Origin of the sequence: Methylophilus sp. 'Pure River' (genome assembly GCF_046765995.1) — a bacterium.
Classification (GTDB): domain Bacteria; phylum Pseudomonadota; class Gammaproteobacteria; order Burkholderiales; family Methylophilaceae; genus Methylophilus.
On the sequence record NZ_JBKOUE010000011.1, the window covers coordinates 83,179 to 104,537 of the forward strand.

The 21,359-nt window shown below is 50.5% G+C and carries 20 protein-coding genes; 8 read left to right on the top strand and 12 right to left on the bottom strand.

Features of this window, described 5'->3' with window-relative positions:
- The first annotated feature begins 153 nt into the window (after positions 1-153).
- The 3 genes from ACIDE9_RS13180 (at position 154) to tldD (ending at position 6,424) form a co-directional block, all read left to right on the top strand.
- Positions 154-4,002, top strand: a complete 3,849-nt coding sequence (locus ACIDE9_RS13180) for a YhdP family protein (RefSeq protein WP_411995164.1) — start codon at positions 154-156, stop codon at positions 4,000-4,002.
- Positions 4,003-4,038: 36 nt separating this feature from the next.
- Positions 4,039-4,893 carry a carbon-nitrogen hydrolase family protein gene (locus ACIDE9_RS13185; protein ID WP_411995165.1) on the top strand — a complete coding sequence of 285 codons (855 nt, stop codon included), beginning with the start codon at positions 4,039-4,041 and terminating at the stop codon, positions 4,891-4,893.
- A gap of 91 nt (positions 4,894-4,984) precedes the next feature.
- Complete coding sequence (tldD, locus tag ACIDE9_RS13190; protein WP_194742579.1) at positions 4,985-6,424, top strand: metalloprotease TldD; 1,440 nt, start codon at positions 4,985-4,987, stop codon at positions 6,422-6,424.
- A 58-nt stretch (positions 6,425-6,482) separates the two neighbouring features.
- Here tldD and ACIDE9_RS13195 read toward each other — a convergent pair whose 3' ends face one another.
- A complete protein-coding gene (locus ACIDE9_RS13195) occupies positions 6,483-7,655 on the bottom strand; it encodes a sugar MFS transporter (protein ID WP_411995166.1) in 1,173 nt (390 codons plus the stop codon).
- Positions 7,656-7,915: 260 nt separating this feature from the next.
- On the opposite strand from ACIDE9_RS13195, the gene ACIDE9_RS13200 reads away from it, so the two are divergent.
- Positions 7,916-8,182 carry a DUF2934 domain-containing protein gene (locus ACIDE9_RS13200; protein WP_411995167.1) on the top strand — a complete coding sequence of 89 codons (267 nt, stop codon included), beginning with the start codon at positions 7,916-7,918 and terminating at the stop codon, positions 8,180-8,182.
- A gap of 175 nt (positions 8,183-8,357) precedes the next feature.
- A complete protein-coding gene (locus ACIDE9_RS13205) occupies positions 8,358-9,980 on the top strand; it encodes a hypothetical protein (RefSeq protein ID WP_411995168.1) in 1,623 nt (540 codons plus the stop codon).
- Here the strand turns inward: ACIDE9_RS13205 and ACIDE9_RS13210 are convergent.
- The 4 genes from ACIDE9_RS13210 to earP form a co-directional block, all read right to left on the bottom strand.
- On the bottom strand, positions 9,962-11,002 hold the full coding sequence (locus ACIDE9_RS13210) for a hypothetical protein (RefSeq protein WP_411995169.1): 1,041 nt from the start codon (positions 11,000-11,002) through the stop codon (positions 9,962-9,964). The two genes, ACIDE9_RS13205 and ACIDE9_RS13210, sit on opposite strands and share 19 nt — an antisense overlap.
- Before the next feature lie 18 nt (positions 11,003-11,020).
- Positions 11,021-11,497 carry a hypothetical protein gene (locus tag ACIDE9_RS13215; protein ID WP_411995170.1) on the bottom strand — a complete coding sequence of 159 codons (477 nt, stop codon included), beginning with the start codon at positions 11,495-11,497 and terminating at the stop codon, positions 11,021-11,023.
- A 195-nt stretch (positions 11,498-11,692) separates the two neighbouring features.
- Complete coding sequence (gene efp, locus ACIDE9_RS13220; RefSeq protein WP_194742573.1) at positions 11,693-12,253, bottom strand: elongation factor P; 561 nt, start codon at positions 12,251-12,253, stop codon at positions 11,693-11,695.
- A gap of 41 nt (positions 12,254-12,294) precedes the next feature.
- The gene (gene earP / locus ACIDE9_RS13225) at positions 12,295-13,398 is read right to left on the bottom strand and encodes an elongation factor P maturation arginine rhamnosyltransferase EarP (protein ID WP_411995171.1); all 1,104 of its coding nucleotides are present in this window, start codon (positions 13,396-13,398) and stop codon (positions 12,295-12,297) included.
- Between the two features lie 234 nt (positions 13,399-13,632).
- On the opposite strand from earP, the gene ACIDE9_RS13230 reads away from it, so the two are divergent.
- The gene (locus ACIDE9_RS13230; protein ID WP_411995172.1) at positions 13,633-14,256 is read left to right on the top strand and encodes a hypothetical protein; all 624 of its coding nucleotides are present in this window, start codon (positions 13,633-13,635) and stop codon (positions 14,254-14,256) included.
- A gap of 55 nt (positions 14,257-14,311) precedes the next feature.
- Here ACIDE9_RS13230 and ACIDE9_RS13235 read toward each other — a convergent pair whose 3' ends face one another.
- Positions 14,312-14,815: a hypothetical protein gene (locus tag ACIDE9_RS13235; protein WP_411995173.1), complete on the bottom strand. Its 504-nt coding sequence runs from the start codon at positions 14,813-14,815 to the stop codon at positions 14,312-14,314.
- Between the two features lie 207 nt (positions 14,816-15,022).
- Between ACIDE9_RS13235 and ACIDE9_RS13240 the strand changes: the two genes are divergently transcribed.
- Complete coding sequence (locus ACIDE9_RS13240) at positions 15,023-15,688, top strand: OmpA family protein (protein ID WP_194754182.1); 666 nt, start codon at positions 15,023-15,025, stop codon at positions 15,686-15,688.
- A 57-nt stretch (positions 15,689-15,745) separates the two neighbouring features.
- On the opposite strand, the gene ACIDE9_RS13245 is transcribed toward ACIDE9_RS13240, so the two are convergent.
- Genes ACIDE9_RS13245 through greB form a run of 5 tightly spaced genes read right to left on the bottom strand, consistent with a single transcriptional unit; the run spans position 15,746 to position 18,127 of the window.
- A complete protein-coding gene (locus ACIDE9_RS13245; protein WP_411995174.1) occupies positions 15,746-16,135 on the bottom strand; it encodes a hypothetical protein in 390 nt (129 codons plus the stop codon).
- Complete coding sequence (locus tag ACIDE9_RS13250) at positions 16,135-16,476, bottom strand: heavy-metal-associated domain-containing protein (protein WP_194754180.1); 342 nt, start codon at positions 16,474-16,476, stop codon at positions 16,135-16,137. The genes ACIDE9_RS13245 and ACIDE9_RS13250 overlap by 1 nt, the downstream gene beginning before the upstream one ends.
- 26 nt (positions 16,477-16,502) lie before the next feature.
- Positions 16,503-17,159 (bottom strand): hypothetical protein, encoded by a 657-nt coding sequence (locus ACIDE9_RS13255; protein WP_194754179.1) that lies wholly within the window; start codon positions 17,157-17,159, stop codon positions 16,503-16,505.
- Between the two features lie 52 nt (positions 17,160-17,211).
- Positions 17,212-17,586 (bottom strand): DUF2946 family protein, encoded by a 375-nt coding sequence (locus tag ACIDE9_RS13260; RefSeq protein ID WP_411995175.1) that lies wholly within the window; start codon positions 17,584-17,586, stop codon positions 17,212-17,214.
- A gap of 58 nt (positions 17,587-17,644) precedes the next feature.
- Entirely contained in the window at positions 17,645-18,127 is a 483-nt protein-coding gene (gene greB / locus ACIDE9_RS13265) for a transcription elongation factor GreB (protein ID WP_411995176.1), read from the bottom strand.
- 240 nt (positions 18,128-18,367) lie between these two features.
- Between greB and ACIDE9_RS13270 the strand changes: the two genes are divergently transcribed.
- Positions 18,368-20,893, top strand: coding sequence for a methyl-accepting chemotaxis protein (locus ACIDE9_RS13270; protein WP_411995177.1), 2,526 nt, complete (start codon positions 18,368-18,370; stop codon positions 20,891-20,893).
- Positions 20,894-20,956: 63 nt separating this feature from the next.
- On the opposite strand, the gene ACIDE9_RS13275 is transcribed toward ACIDE9_RS13270, so the two are convergent.
- Entirely contained in the window at positions 20,957-21,340 is a 384-nt protein-coding gene (locus tag ACIDE9_RS13275; protein ID WP_411995178.1) for a hypothetical protein, read from the bottom strand.
- Between the last annotated feature and the right edge of the window lie 19 nt (positions 21,341-21,359).

Sequence of the window (21,359 nt, forward strand, 5' to 3'; positions counted from 1 at the left end):
CGATATTGCAAAAGAGTGGCATTTTAAACGAATCATTCAGGCTCTGGCTGAATAATTCCGCGACTTCCCACCTCTTCTACTGCGGCTGCGCAACTGTTTTCGAGTAAAATAGTCAGTTAAACAATTACTTCTGCCACTGCTGTTCAACACCATATGCCTCTGCAAAAAATCAAACGCTGGCTAGCTTCATTACTGATTGTCTTGTTTGTCTTGCTGGCAGGCATTGTTGGTGTCATTCAGTTTTATGTGTTTCCCCACATTGATGACTACCGCGGCAAGATTGAACAAGCGCTCAGCCAGTCACTCAAGCAACAGGTCACCATTGCCCATATTGCCATTCGCTGGCGCGGCCTGGCACCACAAGTCACCCTGGGCAAAGTCACGGTGTTTGATACCGAACACCGCCCGGCACTTGAGTTGCCCAAGATCACCACCCGCCTGTCCTGGAGTAGTCTGGCATTATTCTCCCCATCGCTGGTCAGCCTCAGTATAGATGCGCCCAATTTGGTGATCAGGCGTACCGCCAACGGTGAGCTGTTTTTAGCGGGTATTTCCATGTCTGGCCAAGGCAATCCGGCTTTTGCCAACTGGCTGCTGGCGCAACGTCGCATCCAGATTTCTCACGCCACCATTACCTGGCTCGATGAACAACGCCAGGCGCCGCCACTCCTGCTAGAAGATTTGAATATTGAAATACTGACCCCGGTCTGGCAACGCCTGCTGCACCGCCATAGCATCCATATAGACAGCCTGGTTTCCACCGGGACCAAGCAGCGTATGACCCTGGAGTCAGTCGTGGTTGGTGATGATGTGGCCGCACCTGAAGCATGGCATGGCGAAATTTCGCTACGCTTGCCAGAAACTGACCTCGCCGCCTGGAGCCCGTGGTTAGACTTGCCACTAAAAATAAATGCTGGTAAAGGCAACCTGACCACCACACTGGCATTTGACGCCTTGCAATTGCAACGGTTGGCAGCGCAAGTACAGCTGAACGATGTAGCCGTCAAGCCGGCCAATGAGACGCAAACATTTATCGCCAAAACCGTCACTGGCGAGCTACGCTGGCAGCGTGTTGAGCAACGATTCATGCTCACCCTCAAGCACTTTTCTGCCAACGTGCAGCCGGGCTTGGTGCTCGAAGACACCAATGGTGAATTGCAATGGGATAGCCAAGGCCATGAAGGCACGCTCACGGTTAAAAAATTCGGCCTGACCCAAGGCCATTTATTTGCACAATGGTTACCGCCTGATTCAAAAATAGCCACTTATCTTGAAAACATGGCCCCCGCAGGCAATGCCTCTCAAATCAAGGCGCGCTGGCTTTACCAGCAAGATCAGTGGCGTGATTACACAGTCGACGCCAATTTTAATGGGCTGCATACCCAAGCCTACGCCAGCATCCCCGGCCTGGATAACTGGTCAGGGCAATTGTCAGTACGCCCCAATGCAGGCAGCGTGGAACTGGATACCAGCAAGGCGACCATTGAGCTGGCCGGCGTGCTACGCTGGGCATTGCCCATAGACCAGCTACAAGGCGAAGTGGCGTGGAGTCATAACGGCCAGAAAACCTTGATCAGCACGCGCAACCTGCACTTCAGCAATCCCCACCTGGCCTTGCGCACCAATCTGGAATATCAACTGGGCGCCGCAGGCGGCGACACCATACAACTGCAAAGCCAGATTGAGCGCGGCGATGCCAAGTTTGCCCCTTTTTATTATCCGCTGATCCTGGGTGAAAGCACCTTGCACTGGCTGGACACCTCTATCCTGAGTGGTCAGATCAGGCATGGCGAAGTCATTGTCAAAGGCCGCGTGCAAGACTTCCCCTATGTGAATGCAGCGCATCAGTCTGATCCATCACTGGGGCTGTTCCGAGTCACCGCACAAGTCGATCGTGCCAGCCTGGAGTATGGCACTGACTGGCCGGTGATTCAAAATATCGACGCCTTCCTCAAATTTGAAGGCAAACGCATGGATATCGCTGTGAAAAACGGTTCCACGGTTGGTCAGCACATTACACAAGCACAGGTAGAAATTCCGCAACTGGATGCCGATTGGCCGATGCTCAATATCAAAGCGGCAGCCACCGGCACCGTCGAACAAGGGGTGAAATTCATCAACACTAGCCCGGTGCGGCAAGTCACCATGGGTTTTACTGACTATTTAAAAACAACTGGCAATGCCGACCTCAAACTGGCCTTGCAAGTGCCGCTCAATGATGTAGATGCCAGCCAGTTTCAAGGCGACTACAACATCAAAAATGGCCATATTGCCGCTAACCCGCAAATCGCCATGCCGGAAATGAGTAATATCAATGGCCATTTAAAATTCAACGAAAAAGGCCTGCAAGCCCAAGGCATGCAATTGTCGATGTTTGACAATCCTGCCAGCGTCAGCCTGAGCACCCGGCCGGACAAATCCGTCATTATCCAGGGCAGCGGCCGCATCACCGACGCCGCACTCAGAAAACTGGATAACAACCCGATTACCCGCGCCTTGCATGGCACGACTGACTGGAAAAGTAATTTACTGATCCAGGCACCGAATATCCGGCTGGACATCCGCTCGCAATTAATTGGCATGGCCATTGACCTGCCAGAACCGGCCAAAAAGAGCGTTGAAACACCCGCCAGCCTGAGTATCCGTTTCCGCCAGGAGAGCAACCAGCCAGACAAAATTGCCATTCACTATAACGACTGGATACATGCCAACTTTTTGCGTAATGCTAATAGCCCTTCAACCGTGAGTGCAGGTGAAATTGCCATTAACACACCGCCACGCCTGCCTGCTGGCGATGGCATTAACTTGCGTGCCGACTTTCAAAAGCTGAATGTCGATGAATGGTTAACCTACCTGAACCAGGAAAGTGGCAGCCAGACGTCCGATGCCTCATCATTGGCTTTAAATCAGATTGAGCTGACCGCAGGCACCCTGCACGTGTTTGACCGCAACCTGCATCAGATCAAACTGAATATTGCACCGGAAAGAGAACGCCTGAAACTGTCAATTCAAAGCCAGGAACTTGCGGGTGACGCTGACTGGTTATCAGGCAAACCCAGCAAACTGGTAGCCAAACTGAATTACCTGCGCATCCCGCGCAGCATGGATACCGACAACAATACGAATCCGGCCGAAGTACGCCGCCTGGATATGACCTACCCTGAGCTGGATATTACAGCGCAGGACTTCCAGTTTGGTGACAAACAACTGGGCAGCCTGGATTTAAAAGCCTATAACAGTGGCGAGAGCTGGGTAATACAGCGCATGAATATCAACAACAGTGATAGCCAGCTCACCGCAGACGGCACCTGGCGCAACTCGGTACGCAGCCCGCAAACCATGCTCAAATTCAACCTCAACTCCAGTAACCTGGGCAAAACCCTGCAACGCTTCCAGCCCGGCGGCGAAATGGTCAAAGGCGGGACCGGCAGCATGAATGGTCAACTGGGCTGGCCGGGCAGCCCGCATGAGTTTGCAGTGGAGCGGCTGGATGGCAATTTCACCATGCAACTGGAAAAAGGCCAGATTTTAAAAGTGCAGCCAGGCGTGGGCCGCCTGCTCGGCTTGCTGAGCTTGCAAAGCCTGCCGCGCCGGTTAACCCTGGATTTCCGTGATTTATTTAGCGAAGGCTTTGCTTTTGACAAAATCAACTCTACCGCCAATATTAAAGATGGTATTTTGCGCAGCAACGACCTGTTTATGACGGGTCCGGCGGCCGAAGCCAGCATCAAGGGTGAAACCAACTTAAAAACCGAAACGCAACGCTTGAAGGTCAAAGTCGTGCCCCATATTAGCGACTCGGTCTCCCTGGCAGCTTTGGCAGGCGGCCCGATTGTTGGCGTGGCTGCGTTTGTGGCACAAAAATTACTCAAGGATCCGCTTAACAAAATCAGCGCCAGTGAGTATATGATTACAGGCACATGGGATAATCCACAGGAAGCAGAAGTTGATAAAAAGGCACCCAGTACGCCCTCTGCTCAACCTTTGAAAAGTCTGCATTAATGCCACTATCACTATTATTTCAACGGAACCTTTGCCATGGCTGAGAAAAAAACTAAAAAACTCAAATCCGCCGCTAACGATGACATCGTTAAAGTTGCGGCAATCCAAATGGCGTCCAGCCCTAACGTAACAGCCAATCTGGTCGAAGCCAAACGGCTGATCGAGTCGGCGGCCAAGGTCGGGGCCAAACTGGTGGTGCTGCCGGAATACTTTTGCATCATGGGCCTGAAAGATTTCGACAAGGTGACCATTCGCGAAAAACCAGATGATGGCCCGATTCAGCAGTTTTTAAGCAAAACCGCCAAGGCTTACAAAATCTGGATTGTCGCCGGGACGGTGCCGCTGGAAAGTCACTACGCCAACAAAGTGCGCAATAGCTGCCTGGTATACAACGAAAAAGGCGAGCAAGTGGCGCGCTACGATAAAATCCACTTGTTCGGCCTCGATATGGGCACCGAACATTACCATGAAGAAAACACCATAGAACCTGGTGACACCGTGGTGACCGTGGATACGCCATTTGGCCGTATTGGCCTGTCGATTTGCTACGACCTGCGCTTCCCGGAGCTGTTCCGCGCCATGGGCGAAGTCGATATGATCGTTGTGCCCTCAGCGTTTACCGAAACCACCGGCAAAGCCCACTGGGAAACGCTGGTGCGTGCGCGTGCCGTAGAAAACCTGAGTTATGTCATCGCCTCAGCGCAAGGGGGGTATCACCTCTCTGGCCGCGAAACACATGGCAACAGCATGATTGTGGACCCTTGGGGTGTGGTGCTGGATCGCCTGCCGCGTGGCTCAGGGATTGTAGTCGCTAACGTTAACCGCAACTATATTAAAAACCTGCGCCAAAGCCTCCCAGCGCTTAAACACAAAACCATTAAGGCAATTTAATGAAAACGCTGAGTGCCTGTATGGCACTCTTTAGCCAGTCCTAGACTCCAACCATAACGATTTAACAAGTTAACTCACTATTTAGCCCATTATGCAAACGCTACTCACCACTGCCAACGACTTGCTACTCCGCCCGGCCGGACTGGATCAAAGCGCTTTAACCAATGTATTGTCCGGCATGATGACGCACAACATCGACTATGCTGACCTATATTTTCAATACAGCCGTAGTGAGTCGTGGGGGCTGGAAGAAGGCCAAGTCAAATCCGGCAGCTTTAATATTGACCAGGGCGTAGGTGTCCGTGCCGTCAGTGGCGAAAAAACCGCCTTTGCCTATTCCGACGACATTCATCTTGATGCCCTGCAACAAGCGGCAAGTGCCACGCGCGCCATTGCCAACCTGGGCCAGGAAAAAACCGGCCACAGCATTATTACGCGCAGCCATACGCCGTTGTATTTGCCGCAAGACCCGATTGCCAGCCTGAGTGCTGATGCCAAGGTCAAACTGCTGGAAAAACTCGAGCGTTATGCCAAAGCGCAAGACCCGCGTATCACACAAGTGATGGCCTCGATAGCCGCAGAATATGAAGTTGTCTTGGTGGCACGCAGTGACGGCGTCATGGCAGGAGATGTTCGCCCACTGGTGCGCTTGTCGCTGCAAGTGATTGCCGAACACAACGGCCGTCGCGAACAAGGTTCCAGCGGCGGCGGTGGCCGTTTTGATTACAGCTACTTCACTGATGACGTCTTGCAAGACTACGCCCGCAAAGCCGCGCATCAGGCACTGGTTAACCTAGAAGCTCGCCCTGCCCCGGCTGGCAGCATGACCGTTGTGCTAGGCAATGGCTGGCCAGGCATTTTGCTGCACGAAGCCATCGGCCACGGCCTAGAAGGCGACTTTAACCGCAAAGGCAGCAGCGCCTTCAGCAATATGATCGGCCAGCAGGTGGCTGCCAAAGGCATCACTATTGTTGACGATGGTACGATACAAGACCGTCGCGGCTCACTGACCATGGACGACGAAGGCAATGCCCCACAAAACACTGTGCTGATTGAAGATGGCATTTTGCGTGGCTATATCCAGGACACACTGAATGCACGTCTTATGGGCATGGGCCTGACCGGCAACGCACGCCGCGAAAGCTACGCGCACATCCCGATGCCGCGCATGACCAACACCTATATGCTCAACGGCGACAAAGACCCGCAAGAGATTATCAAGTCGGTGAAAAAAGGCCTCTACGCCGCCAACTTTGGCGGCGGCCAGGTCGACATTACCAGCGGTAAATTCGTATTCAGCGCCGCTGAAGCCTATATGATCGAAGACGGCAAAATTACCTATCCAGTGAAAGGTGCTACCCTGATTGGCAACGGCCCGGACGTGTTGACCAAAGTCAGCATGGTAGGCAATGACATGGCGCTGGATAGCGGCGTGGGCACTTGCGGCAAAGAAGGCCAAAGCGTGCCGGTAGGCGTAGGCCAGCCGACGTTGAAAATTGATGGCTTAACCGTTGGCGGAACGTCTGCCTAATGTTGTGATAGTGATGTCATCAAACAAAAAAGCTGCCTGTAGGCAGCTTTTTTGTTAGTCACAATGATTGTGCTTTAAGGTGATTGATCCCCAGCCACGCAATATAGGCATAACAGATGACTGGTAATACAAAGGCGTGATGCAAGCCAATGCGGTCAGCCAGCATTCCCGTCAGCAATGGCACCACCGCACCCCCTAAAATCGCCGTGGCCAACAACCCAGATCCTTTTTTCTCTTGCCCGGCTTTCAGGTCTTTGATGCTCAAGGTAAAAATGGTCGGGAACATAATCGAGTTACACAAACCGACCAGCACCATGCTGCCAATCGCAACAGCTCCCGTAGTTTGCATAGAGACCAGGATCAATAGCGCTGACAGCAAGGCGTGTATCATCAGCACTTTGGCCGGGGCAAACGCTTTCAGTGTGAAAATACCAATAAAGCGCCCGACCATGGCACCGCCCCAGTAAAGCGCGATTAACGGCGCGGCTTCCGTTTCTGGCACGTGCAGAATTTCCATCACATAACTGACCAGAAAGCTGCCAATCGCCACTTCTGCGCCTACATAGGCAAAAATACCAATCACGCCAAGCAACAGGTTTTTTTCTTGCAAGACTTCCAGCCAGCCAGTGTCATCGGCTTGGCGAGTTTCCATCCCTGTCAGGTTAATACGTGAAAGCACCAGCGCAATCACAATTAATACGGCAGCAATCAAGAAGTACGGGTAAACCACGCCCTCTGCATAAACAGAGTTAGTTAAACCGGACAGGATGAAATAAGCCCCAAAAAATGGCGCGACAAACGTCCCCAGTGAATTGAAGGCCTGCGCCATGGTCAGCCTCGAGGACGCCGTTTCCTGCGGGCCAATGATAGAGACACATGGGTTAGCCGCCACTTGCAACAGCACAATGCCAGAGGCCAGCACAAACAATGCGCCTAAAAACAATGCATACGTATGTAACAGTACGGCCGGGTAAAACAGCAGGCAACCTAACGCAGCCAGCGCAAAACCAACCACCATGCCTTTTTGATAGCCGATGTTTTCAATCAATTTACTGAATGGGATGGAGGTCAGGCCATAAGCCGCAAAAAAACAGAACTGAATAAGCGCTGCCTGGCTATAAGTCAGGGCAAAAATGGCTTTCAGATATGGCACCAGAATATCATTCAAGCAGGTAATAAACCCCATCATAAAGAACAATATCGTCAATGAGGTGAGTGCTTTTTTATACATATGGTTGTTCCAATTCAATGAGCGGGTAACTACACCATAAATAGGCAGCCTTTGGAAGTTGCTTTTGCGGCAAACATGGCTTTTTAAGCCAAACACGCGACACAATTCAACCTCAAACACAAAAATTACCAGTGAAAATTTAATGTAGATCAAATAGATTGCCGATGATGTCTTGACGCTGAGCCCGGCTCACTCTTAATATAGCTTTACAGCGGCCACAAGCCCACGCTTTCACTCACCTCTATATCCAGGAGAATAGTATGGCAACTAGCAAAACCCCTGATGCATCCGTGAAAAAAACCACTGTAGCCAAAAAGACAGCGCCCAAAACAACGGCAGAAAAGTCAGCCAAGTCTGCAAGCACCCGTAAAAAAATCTCCAAGCCCGCGATTATCACCAGCGAAGAACGCTATAAAATGATTGAAGTCGCTGCTTATTATATTGCCGAGAAAAGTGGCTTTGGTCATCAGCATATGGATTACTGGCTGCAAGCCGAACAAGAAATTAATGCCAAGCTGAATGCCTAAGATGATATAAAATCTACTGGCATTATGACACCGTGACACAAACGGCGTTGACTCCCAAAGAGTCGACGCCGTTTTCGCATTTAACCTCCTCCATCGCATTGACGCTCATAAAGAGTTGCAGTCCTGACATTTAGCCTTTACACTAAAATTAACTTAATTTAACAAAGTGTATATGATGACAACTCTCAAAGATCTCACCTTACGTGACAATTGGCGCGAAACATTGGCTGGCCGCGCCACCATACGCATTCTATTTTATTGCGACGATGCCGACGAGTCATGGGTCGTAGCCAATAAAGCAAAAGGCAATGCAAGACGCGGCTTTAAAGATGAATTTGGCTTGGGCCTGCTCAAGGCTACGCTTGAAAACCAAAGCACCTTTTTTACACGCTATCAGATAGATGTCATTAATCGCTACTATGACTATGACGCCGATGGCAACATCATTCACAACCCGGCCTTGCTGCAAAACCCGCATCGTTTAAGCGCATCGCTGCTTAACAAATACTCCCAGATATGGGTATTTGGCATGCATTACGGTAATCATATGGAAGCAGCAGGCAACTTTGGCGGCACAAGTTTCGACAAGAACGCCAAGGACCAGGAATTTACCGATGAAGAGATCAAGCTATTGCGACATTGGATGGATGCTGGTGGTGGGGTGTTGGTCACTGGCGACCACTCGAATTGGATGCATGAACAGGCAGATTATTACAATCTCGGGCGTGCCTTAGGTAAAAATATTCCACGTGCCGGCGACATGCGTATATGGATGGGTAATCCTGTCAGCCAGACAAACAGTAGTCAGGGGCTCTATCACGTCGACACTGCTGGCGATGATGACATGGCCAATATGCCAAAACAAGAAGACAATCAACCACAAACCACCAAAGTAAAATACATTTGGCACATACGACAGGAACATATCGGTGGTCCGTTTGGTAACGCTTTTATCCCTGAATATATTCCTCACCCATTATTTGCAGCCCCACTCTCGGCTGACAACCCGGCCGGCGTGATTGATGTATTCCCCGATCATGTCCACGAAGGTGCCCTGCGTATCCCGGCCAATTTCCCGGAACAGGACTGGCCAAAACATGCTGGCATACAGATCAAACCAGAAATCATTAGTTGGGGCACCAATAAGGCAGCTGGCGCTAACTTGCAAGAGGTCGGACTGGTTGCAGCTTATCAAGGCAAACGGTGCGGTATAGGAAATATTGTAGCCGACTCCACTTGGCACCATTATATTAATGTGAACCTGGTCGGCTTTCTCAACAGCGATAATACCCCAGATAAAACATTGCGCAGACTTGGGCAATTTTATGCAAACCTCGCGCATTACCTTTGCCACCAGAAAGTACTTAACAAGCTCTTGATGAGTGCTCTGGCAATCGTGGCTCATTCAGCTGGTATGCGGGAAATTCATAGCGCTACGGTACATGAGAAAGGCCGTTACGCCGCAAAATTCATGGCACAGGAAGGCCTGCAATTTTTAGCCCATAGCGTCATACAAACACATCACGAGCAACAATTGGCAATAGACGCGAATAGCACAGAGCCGTTCCCCACCATCAACCACACGTTGGCATTGGGTCATATCATTGAACACCTGCAGAGAGCCGACATCACGCTGGACGAACATCACCAAATGACCGATATTGAGTCATTACTGACCAAAAGCCACAGACTGGCTTTATCTGAGGCCCTGGAACAGAGCAAACAGCAGCTAGCGCACCTTGAACGCGCTACGCTGCACCTATTGCAGCAGCCTCCATGTCATTTATCAGTTGACTGAGACTCGCGACCACCATGCCGGAATAGCGGTGCTGACGTAAACTGTATATCAGCACCGCTATGCTGGGCATATTGCAGAAAACCCAATACCTCGGGATGGCTTAGCCGTAGTCCATAGGCGATATACGGATACTCAGAAAGCGGCACTTGCTTCTGGAAAAATGGCCAGTGTGCGCTGGGATTATAAAAACGCTCAACCAGACTGGTAATGGCTAATAACTCATATTGTCCTTTGGCATTAAGCACCAGCCATGGCCCGCCCGAATCACCAACAGTAGGCATGGGCATGGTGTGATCGTATTGATTCAGCTCATTTAAACGATTTACCGCCACTAGCGCCTTTTCGGCGTGTACCAACTCTTGTGTATAAGCAAACTGGGTTTGTGCTTGCAGATGTAACATCTCGTCCATCTCACGATACGCTTTGGGCAACACCTGATAAAAATCTGACAGATCACGGATGGGCTTGCGCTCTCCACAACGGGGATGTCGGGTATCTGCCTCACTATCACCGCGCCCATAGCCACAAATCATGAGTATATCCGGCAAGCTGTCATCCACTCGAATACGCAATGGCCTTATCAGGCTTTGCACTTTGGCATCAAACACCAGCACAGCAATGTCTTGCGTCAAATCCTCGGACACCGCTTCAAAAGGCCGGTAAAAAGCGTGTTTGAGAGTGATTTGCTCTATCCCTAACAACTCAGGTTGCGCGATGGACAACACGGGTAATGATTGTGGACCACTGACACGCACCTCCTTCAGGCAATGCGCGGCAGTAATCAGCGTCAGCGGCTTAAGGCCCACAATTGCAGCACTGCAAATCGAATCGTAATACTCCCACTTTTCGACTGATTGCAAGAAATGTGCATGCTGAATGCTTAACTTGACGGTGGAGATGGCCATCCCTGGGAATGTCAGGCCATGAATAATCGCCTGAGTAGAATGCCCGACCGTTAACCCCAGGCAAACCACCAGCGCAGGGGCAAGCCGCCTGAATAAGCGCATTTTTTCCAGCCACATAGACCTTGCCTACCAAGCTTAGCGCAAACTTCTGCTCGCGTTTTTCTTTAACTCGATGGGACCAAAGCAGTTCTCAAGGGAGGGATCATCGTTGTCACAGGAGATAAAACTGCTGCCGTCAGGCTTAAACAACAGAAAGCTGGTTTGCTCACTATTGATTTCAGAACTTTGTTTAGTACAGTCCAGCGCCTTGTTGCTAAGCATCACACGGTGATTCAATTTAAAAAAACCATGCGCATCAGGCTGCGGCGTCACCTCATAGTGCGCTTCCAACTGCTCATCGCCACTGGTAAATACTGCGCTCCCGTCTTCTTTGAACCAATAGCTTTCCAGGCAACCATTCTCAGGCACACGCGACTCCCAGTAGCCTATCAGCGGATGCTTGAGTGATCTTGGATCCTCCGCTGTACTGGCTGGTAGACTGGTGAAAAGTACTCCTCCAGCAAACAATAATGTCGGTAAGACATGTTTAGTATTAACTTGCAGGCAACGCATTGCATCCCCCAATATTGAAATGATGTAAAGCTGCAACGATTGTCATTGAAAAAAATTCATGGCAAATAGTGAATGATTCCTGACAATGCACGCATTATTTCCCCCGCTACTCCAAACTCCAACCGCTTGGATGCAATCAATAGGCAATAAAAAACCCCGGACAAGCCGGGGTTTTTTTAAAACGGATAAGATGAATTATTTCATCACACGGTTACGGTATTCACCAGTACGTGTATCGATCTCGATCTTGTCGCCCTGGCTCACAAACAGTGGCACTGGAATCTCAAAACCAGTCGCAATTTTGGCTGGCTTCATCACTTTACCTGAGGTATCGCCTTTAACCGCTGGCTCAGTGTAGGTGATTTCACGCACGACAGTGGTTGGCAATTCGATAGAAATGGCTTTGCCGTCGTAGAAACGCACTTCACATGGCATACCATCTTCCAGGTATGGCAGCGCATCTTCCATAAACTCGGCATCTACGTCATATTGGTTGTACTCAGCGTCCATAAATACATAAGTAGGATCAGCAAAGTAAGAGTAAGTCACTTCTTTCTTTTCCAATACGATCACATCAAACTTGTCTTGTGCGCTGTAAACGTTTTCGCTTGGCGCTTCAGTCAACAAGTTTTTCATTTTCATTTTCACCACAGCCGCATTACGGCCGGATTTGTTGTATTCGGTTTTTACAACTACCATCGGGTCGTTGCCAATCATCACTACGTTGCCAACGCGGAGGTCTTGAGCGATTTTCATAAATAAGCCTTAATTTGTATGCGGGATTTGAAAGCGCGGAATTATACCCGATGTGTACGACATTTCTCAATAAAAATCACCAAGTTAGTCGCCAGGTCAGCCTGTTGGGATTGCGTTGATTTGAAGGTACTGGCGTGCTGCGCAAACTGTGGCAACACGGCTAACAACGTTTGCCAATGGGCAGGCAACCAATCCCCTTGTGCCCATGCCAGCATGGCCCTGCGTATAACATCTGCCAGCGCGGTATCGGCCTGCGCCAGATAATGATCCATAAACGCATTCAGTTTCACCAGGTGCGTCGCTTCACTTTGCTGGTAAGGCAACCAGATCATCGGCTTGCCCGCCCATAAGGCGCGAATCCAGCTATCTTCACCGCGCACAAAATTAAAGTCACACAGGCACAGCAAACGGTCGTAATCGGCTTGCGATAAAAACGGAATGACTAAAAACGCGCATTGCTGACGTTTAACGCACTCCCCCACTTGCCAATCATTTACCCCAAGCACCGCGGCCAACATGGGCGCCACCGTCTGCGGTACTAATACGCGTACAGGCACAGTTGAAGCCTGCAGGCTCTCTACCAGTGCTGCCAAGGGCGCGTGCGTATAACAAAACAGTGACAATGTCAGTTGATCGGGCGCCGGTTCCAGGCCCAAATCCTGCCAATGCGCGCTGGCTTGCAACGCTGGCAAACTGGCCTCGCGTAACAGCCCACCTGTCGCTTGCGTAAAGCCTGGATAAAAGAAATGGCGCACCAACCCATTGGCCTGCGGCGAGGGTTGCGCGTGAAAACTGTCTACCCAGCTTTCTGCAGACAAATAATCAACGTTGACCCACATGGAACGCTGGCTGATCATGTGTTGCTGGTAAGCCTCTGGCAAGTCGCAGCCAAAGGTTTCTATCACCACATCGGCTGCCTGCGAAAAATCAGCAGCCTCAATCCAATGCTGTAAACAGATACGTGCATGCCCCGTCCCCGCAAACCGTTCTGCCAGTGCCAGATCATCTACCCACAAACGAATGCTGAGATCGTATTCATCAGCCAATTGCCGCGCCAGCCGCCAGCACACGCCTATATCGCCAAAGTTATCGACGACCTTGCAAAAAATATCCCAGGTTGAGTTTGTATGTGCTGGATGAGTCATCTGACAACAGGTATGGATAGCGCGAAAAAGTCATTGATTGTAACTGAATTCATGTAGCTCATAAGCATATGGCGTTATGGCTAACAGTAAGGTGTGAGCGGACGCTATGATAAATAAACCTTCTAATTTTGCTGTAACGATTGCAATTGATAATGATTATCATTACTATAAATAAGCGAGCAATCGCAATCATTTACGCGTTTAACCAGATCAACAATAAGGCAGGAAATGGATATGAATATGTGGCAAGCACGTGCATTAACAGCAATCATTGGCAGTTTATTAAGCAGCGCAGTATGGGCAAACAGCTGTATTTACACCCCAGATGAAAAATCCTTTAAGTTCTCATTCACCGCGTTCGGCGCACAAGACAAATCGTATGTCGTCACCAAAAATACCTTTAAAAAATATCAATTGGCCTCTACTACCGGCAAGCTCGAAGGCGCAACCATTGATATTGACAGCACGTCGCTGGACACCTCAAATGACTTGAATAATGGTAAAGGCGGCACCTGGGACCCTGCCCTGGCCAATATCCGTAATATGAATGTCGTGACTGGCCTGTTTAAAAACTTTGCCAATCCAGGCAAGATCACCGCCAAAATTGAGAAAATTCAGGGCAATGACTTACAGTTGGCCGTGACCATGAACGACGTGACCAAAGTCATCCCGATGAAAGTCACCGAGAAAAATGGTCATTTGCAAGCCAAAGGCACGCTGGATATTATCAAAGACTTTAATGGTGGCAGCGCGTTTGAGAAGTTCGGCCGTATTTGTACCCAGGCGTTCCATCAGGGTAAAACATGGACCGATGTGGATATTGAGTTTGAAGTCGATGCCAAAAAGAGCTGTAAATAAGCGCTTAAAAACAACAAAGCCCCTTATCGGGGCTTTGTTATGTCAACAGCCAGCATTACTCAGTCAACGCAGCAGCCATTTCAGCAGTTGTTATCCAGGTTAGCTGCAACACTTTGGCATCGGTAGAGGCTCTATGCTGCTGCAAGGCAAAACGATCTCTCACCGCTTGCTTGGTCTCATGCCAGACCGCCTGTTGCTCAGGCGTTAACGTCACACTTAAATCTTCCAGCTTAAAACGTGGACTCAGTCCAGCCGCTTCATACAAGCTATGCAACCAGACAAAGTCCTGGTACCAGCCATCGGTATAAACCGTCTGGCCAGCAAACACACGATTAAGATGCGCGGCAATTTCTTGTGCCGTTTGCCCATGCGCCTCAAGTGACTGTCGCGACTGCTGGTGCAGTTTTTCAGCCTCTTTATCCCAATGCAGCCAGTCACTATGCGGCTGCACCTGCGCACTCCACACTTCGCCCCTGGTATCGACGTAACCAATCTCGACCGGATAACTGCCCGCGCCGAAACCGGATGCTTCAATATCTAATATGACTGGTGGCACCATGAACCCTGACCTGCGTACTCTCTATCATTCACTTTGTTTGTGGCGGAATATGACTGACGTTTATCTGTCTATTCAACGGCATAAATATAATTTGCTTTAATCAACCGTGAGATTATACGCAATTAGAACGTGTTGAGGACTGAACTTCCCTCACACCTGATGGACAAACAAAGGCAACACATGTTTACTTAAATTAGGGAGAAAAGAATGCATAAAATAATCACAGCCTCAGTCTTAACGGCAGCGATTGGCTTGTCTGGTTGCGCAAATATGAGCGAAACCCAGAAAGGGACAGCGAAAGGCGCAGGCATAGGCGCAGCGGCTGGCGGTGTCATTGGTGCAGTGGCTGGTGGCGGTAAAGGTGCGGTCATCGGTGCCGCCGTCGGTGCCGGTGCCGGTGCAATTGCGGGTAACATCTGGTCCAAAAAAATGGAAGCCCAGAAACAGGAAATGGAACAGGCAACAGCGGGCACGGGCGTTGCGGTGACCAAAACAGAAAACAACCAGCTCAAGTTAGAAATCCCGAGTGATATTTCGTTTGATAAAGGCAAATCCAATATCAAACCTAACCTGCGCCCTATCCTGGATAAATTTGCCACTGGCTTACAAAACAACCCAGCAGCACGCGTCAATATCGTTGGTCACACGGACAGTAGCGGCTCAGATGCAGTCAATGATCCATTGTCAGTGAATCGTGCCGCCAGCGCCCGTAATTACCTGACCGAGCGCGGCATTGCATTTAGCCGCATCACCATTGATGGCCGCGGCTCACATGAACCGTTAGCAGCCAATGATACTGAGGCTAATCGTGCGAAAAACCGCCGCGTAGAAATCTTTGTTGCTGAACCTGAATCTCAAACAACACCGAAATAACCTTGAGATAACAATCAAAAAGCCGACTATTCAGTCGGCTTTTTTCATGACGTCATCCTAAATGAACAACGGTGCCACAAATGCAAAAAAAGCACCCACCAGAAAAATAATCACCGAGAACCAGTAAATCCAGACACTTTGGCGCCGCGTTTTCGTGCATAACGCGGCCAATTGCGGGTCGGTTGGGCACGGCAGCAACCGTGCCCGCCATTGCATGATGCCTGCCAGCAACAGCATGACGCCAGCCACACCAAACACCAGTGGCTTATGCTCGCTGATCCAGATCAATTGCGGAAAATGACTGATGAGGCTGGTCAAGGTCGCCACTGAACCGATGGCCACCAGCGTCGCTGGCAGCGCACAACAAATCAGCGTCGAACCACTGGTGAATAGCGAGAGTAAGTTAAGCCGCCGGCTGGCTTGCAGATGGTTGATTTCTGCCGCCATCACTTGCTGCCTGCCTTCTCGGCCTTGGCCACCTCTGCCTGGATCGCCTCTACGGTCTGATTAACGCGCTCCAGCTTGCCCACCGAGTAACCGGCATCCTGAATCACTTTGCTAAAGGCCTCATTCGACACGTCCTGGCCATCTTTCAACTGCAAGGCCACCACGCGGCTCTTGAGATCAACAAAAGCCGCCTGTTTTTGTGGTAAGGCATTGAGTTTTTTCTCTATGCCTTTGGCACAAAATGCACACACCATACCGTTCACTTCGGCCTTAATCGTGGTCACGGCAAATGCCGCAGGAGCCATGGCAGACAACATCAAAGTCACTAATAATTTTTTCATTTCAATATCCTTTAAAAGTTAATTGGTTAAAACACAAACATGGCATTCAGGCGCGGCGCAAAGCCCTCGCCCTGCCACGGGTTGGTGACACCAAATTCAAGAAAGTAATTTTTGTTGATCAAGCGCAACGCCGGGGTGATTTGCAGGCCGGGATCGTTGTTACGCATGGTTTTAGCCTCAATCACAAACCACGGCTGCGTCTGGTTAAAGCCGGTTTCATAAAACGAAAACCCGGCCTGCACCGCGGCAGTGTCGTAGTTCATATTGGGCGCACGGATCATGCGGGCTTTAGCCAGGAAATACAGCCGCGTGGATTCCATATCGAACTGCAAGCTGGGCGTGTAGGCAAAGCCGTCATACTGGCCACGGGCTTCGCCCACACTGCCGTTGAACCAGACATTGGCTTGCGCCGATGGCAGGTTCCAGCGCTTGATGAGGCCGGTGTAATTGATGCCGGAAATAGTAGTGGCCTGCTCGCCTTTGCCCGACATGCGCATCTGCTCAACGCCGATGGCATGCCCGAGCGCGGGCGAGTAGTTCAACATCCATTCCTGGTTATAGCGACCGATCTCGGTCATAAGCATGGCGCTATCTTCAAAGCCCATGAGTGCCGCCGCGTGGGCAGGCATCATTAACTGGGAGAGAAGTAAGGCACCAAGCGCAACATGATGTTGCTTAAACATATAGCCTCCATATTCAATCTAACAAAACGTGTGGACGGACTTGTCCTGTGTGTTAGCTGAATATGGGTGGTTTGATCGCTGGGGGGTAAGTTTGAGAGTGCACAGGATCGGCCGCAAACAACGGGGCAGCGCTGGACTGTGCAATGAGGGAAACGGTTGGAAACGCGTCTAAATGAGCAACACCAGTCGTGACCATGCAAAAGCCACACACTGTGCAATGATGCTTAGAGGTGGTTTGATCGCCAGCTGCGTGATGCATGTCTTGATGCTCATCTGCCATATGATGGCACGGCATCTCATCATGCTGCACCTGGGCAGTGCTAGTGAATGTCTGCTCTGCCAGGGCCATTTGCAATGACATGACGTTGGCGGCCATGACAAAACATGGCAACCAGCAAATCAGGAACAGGCAAAGGCGTTTTCGCATATACGGCTAAGATAAGGCCAAATGGCGATTAGTTCAAGTCACCGCTTATTTTTTGTTTTTATGCATAACGGATATCGATAATTTCATATTCTATTTCCGCCCCAGGCGTGACCACGCGCACGGTATCACCCAAGTTTTTTGCCAACAGTGCTTTGGCCATGGGCGACACCCATGAAATATAACCCTGCGCAGGATCCAATTCGTCCTGACCGACAATACGGACAGTGATTTCGCTATCATCCCCCAGGTTGAACAGCGTCACCCAGGCGCCAAAATACACTTTTTCAGTATTGGTCTGCGTATTGCTGTAGACAATCTCCGCGGCATCCATGCGCTTGGTCAAAAAGCGAATACGCCCATCAATCTGGCGCAGGCGCTTTTTACCATAAATATAATCGCCGTTTTCGCTGCGGTCACCATTGCCGGCGGCCCAGCTCACCACACGCACCACTTCGGGCCGGTCAACCTTAATCAGGTATTGAAATTCTTTTTCCAGCGCGGCATAGCCTTCCGGCGTAATGTAATTTTTCTGTTCAGCCATCTAAACCCAACTCTATTGTGTAGGCGGTCATCAATCGCGTCATCATACAACGGATTACCGCCACAACCATCCCCTGCGCTGAAATGGCGCCCAAGCTCGCTTTATGAATCTTTTGTGAAGATGTTTTTAAAAGCCTTCATTTACCAATTTATTTTACGTAAATGGGTTGTGCGTCGCAAAGCGTGACGCCCGTGGCAACGCAATGTTGCTGACTTACCCAGTATTATCCAGAGGAATTGCATGAAGAAATCCATCGCTCATTTAAATGTAGGCACCCGCTTGTTTTTGGGCTACGCGCTGCTGATCTTGTTTACCACCTTTATTTTTGTGATTGCCTGGCGCGGCTTCAACCACATTAATCACACCTGGCAACATTTTGAAAACATCCAGTTGGTGAAAAGAACTCAGATTGAAAACGCCAGCAAAGGCCTGGGCGATGCCGTACACCATTTTAAAAACTACGTGCTGCGCGGGGGCCGTGAAGCCAGCAAGTTTCAACACAGTATGGATGATATCGAACAAGCCATGAAAGCCTATGCCGCCACCAGCGAGATCAATCAGCAGGAACAGGAAATCTTAGGCAACATCAGTCTGGCCGTGAACACCTACCGCGAAGCCATCAAGCGTTGCGAAGCACTGAAAGATGACGGCATGAGCGTGACTGACATTGATGCCACAGTCAAAGGCGCTGACAAACCATTGAGCCATTCGCTGCGGCTGCTGATGGATATGAATATTGCTGGCGTCACTGATGCCTCCAGCCAGTTTGCCTCCACCATTGCCAAGGCCAACAAACACATCGAAATTGCCTTATTGATTGCCGTGCTCATGGCGATGGCCATCGCCTGGAAAATGACGCGCTCGATTACTACGCCGCTCAAACAGGCATTGACCTTGTCACAACACATTGCCAATGGTGAGTTCATTTCACAAGACGCGCCAACGACCAATGACGAAACCGGCAAACTGCTGCGCGAAATGCACCGCATGCAGTCGACGATTCAAAGTATCGTGCAATCCCTCAATGAAATGTCCAGCCAGCACCGTGACGGCATGATTGATTACCGTATCGACAGCCAGCCGTTTCATGGTGCTTATCAGCAACTCACCACTGGCATCAACCAGATGGTAGAAGAACATATTCTGGCACAGACAAAATCCCTGCAAGTAGTAACCGCCTTTGGCCAGGGCGACTTTAACCAGCCACTGGAAACCTTCCCCGGCCAGCGCAGCTATATCAACCAGAGCATTGAACAAGTACGCCAGAACTTTAACCTGCTGATGGACGACGTCCATACCTTGTCACAAGCGGCCGAGCAGGGCCAACTGAATATCCGCGTCGATGTGTCGCGCCACCAGGGTGAGTTTCAACAGATCGTCGCAGGCTTTAACCAAACACTGGACGCCGTGGTTGTGCCTTTGCAAACCACCGCCCGCTATCTGGACCAGATGGCTGCGGGACATATCCCCACGCAGATTGAAGAACATTTTGTCGGCGACTTTAACCTGATGCAAACCAGCCTCAAACACTGCACAGGCGCCATCCATCAGCTCATTGCAGATGTACACCACCTTGCCTCTGCAGCACAACAAGGCCAGTTAAATACCCGCGTCGATGTTGAAGCGCACGCCGGTGATTTCCAGAAAATCATCCAGGGCATCAACCAGACGCTGGATGCGGTGGTTTCGCCGCTGCATGTGGCCGCAGACTGCGTCAAACGCATTGCTGCCGGTGATATTCCTGCGCCTATCCACAATCAATACCATGGCGACTTCAAGGTGCTGATCAACAACCTGAATACCTGCATTTTGGCAGTGAACCGTCTGGTAGAAGACACCCGTCAGATCGCAGGCGAAGCGCAACAAGGCCAGTTGTATAGCCTGGTCGATGTCACTACCCACGCAGGAGACTTCAGGGAAGCCCTGCAAGGTTCGCAGGAGATTCTGCAACGCATGGTGGCACCTATACAAACGGTCAAACAGGCAGCAGAAACTATCCATGTTGCGGCGGCTGAAATTGAAAAAGGTAACAACGACCTGTCGCGCCGCACTGAAACGCAGGCCAATGCGCTACAAGAAACATCCGCCAACCTCGAAACCCTGACCAACAATATCCGGCAAACTGCCGAGCATGCCCAACAGGCCAGCCTGCAAGCCAGCCAGGCCAACCAGATGGCGTTACAGGGCGGCGAAGCGTTTAATGCCTTAACCACCACCATGCAAGGCATTAATGAAACCTCGGCGCAAATTGCGCAAATTACCGGCGTGATTGACAGCATCGCCTTCCAGACTAACATTCTGGCCCTCAATGCCGCCGTGGAAGCCGCCCGCGCTGGCGAAGAAGGCCGTGGCTTTGCCGTGGTTGCTGGTGAAGTGCGCAACCTGGCCAAGCGCTCAGCGGCTTCTGCCAAAGAAATCAAAGAGCTGATTGCAGCCTCTGTCTCTCAAACCAATGCCAGTGCCAAGCAAGTGAGCCAGGCAGGCCACACCATGCATGAGATCGTGCATGCCGTACAACAAGTCTCACACAGCATACAGGCGATTTCTGAGGCCTCTGGCCAGCAAAGCAGCGGCCTGGAACAAATCTACGAGTCCATGACTTCAATTGATGAAACCACGCAGCAGAATGCAGCCCTGGTAGAGGAAGCGGCGGCCGCGGCAGAAAGCATGCTGGAGCAAGTGCACACGCTGGTTGAATCCGTGAATCAATTCAAAATCAATGCCGACGAGGCGAATGAATTCGATCGCTTACGCCTGATTGCTTAATCAGGTTGGCGAATAAAAAATGCTCCCTTCCGGGAGCATTTTTGTTTATTGATTGCACAGCCACTATTGCCCGTCTTCTTTAATGATATCCACATCATAAACATAATGGCTGGTCTCACCAAAGCAGCTGGAAGGCACGCCTTTATGTTCTTTGTATAGCAGGCGCACGCGTTCGCCAGCCAGCTGATTCACTTTAGCGATCACCGCCGCATCACGCACGGTGAAATAAAACTTCTCGGCCTGTGTACCCGGTACGGTGACCAGCACCAGCTCGCCCTCCCAGGTTTTGCACACCCAGCCTTTATGGGCTAATTTCTGTACATACCCTATGCGCTCGCCATCAGAATATACCCAGCTCAGGCTACCCCAAGTGTAAAGCCCAAGCAACACCACCGGTAACAGGATGATCCAGAAAATCCATTTTAAAAATTTGGCAAAAGCCGACATGTCACTTCTCCGCAAGTTT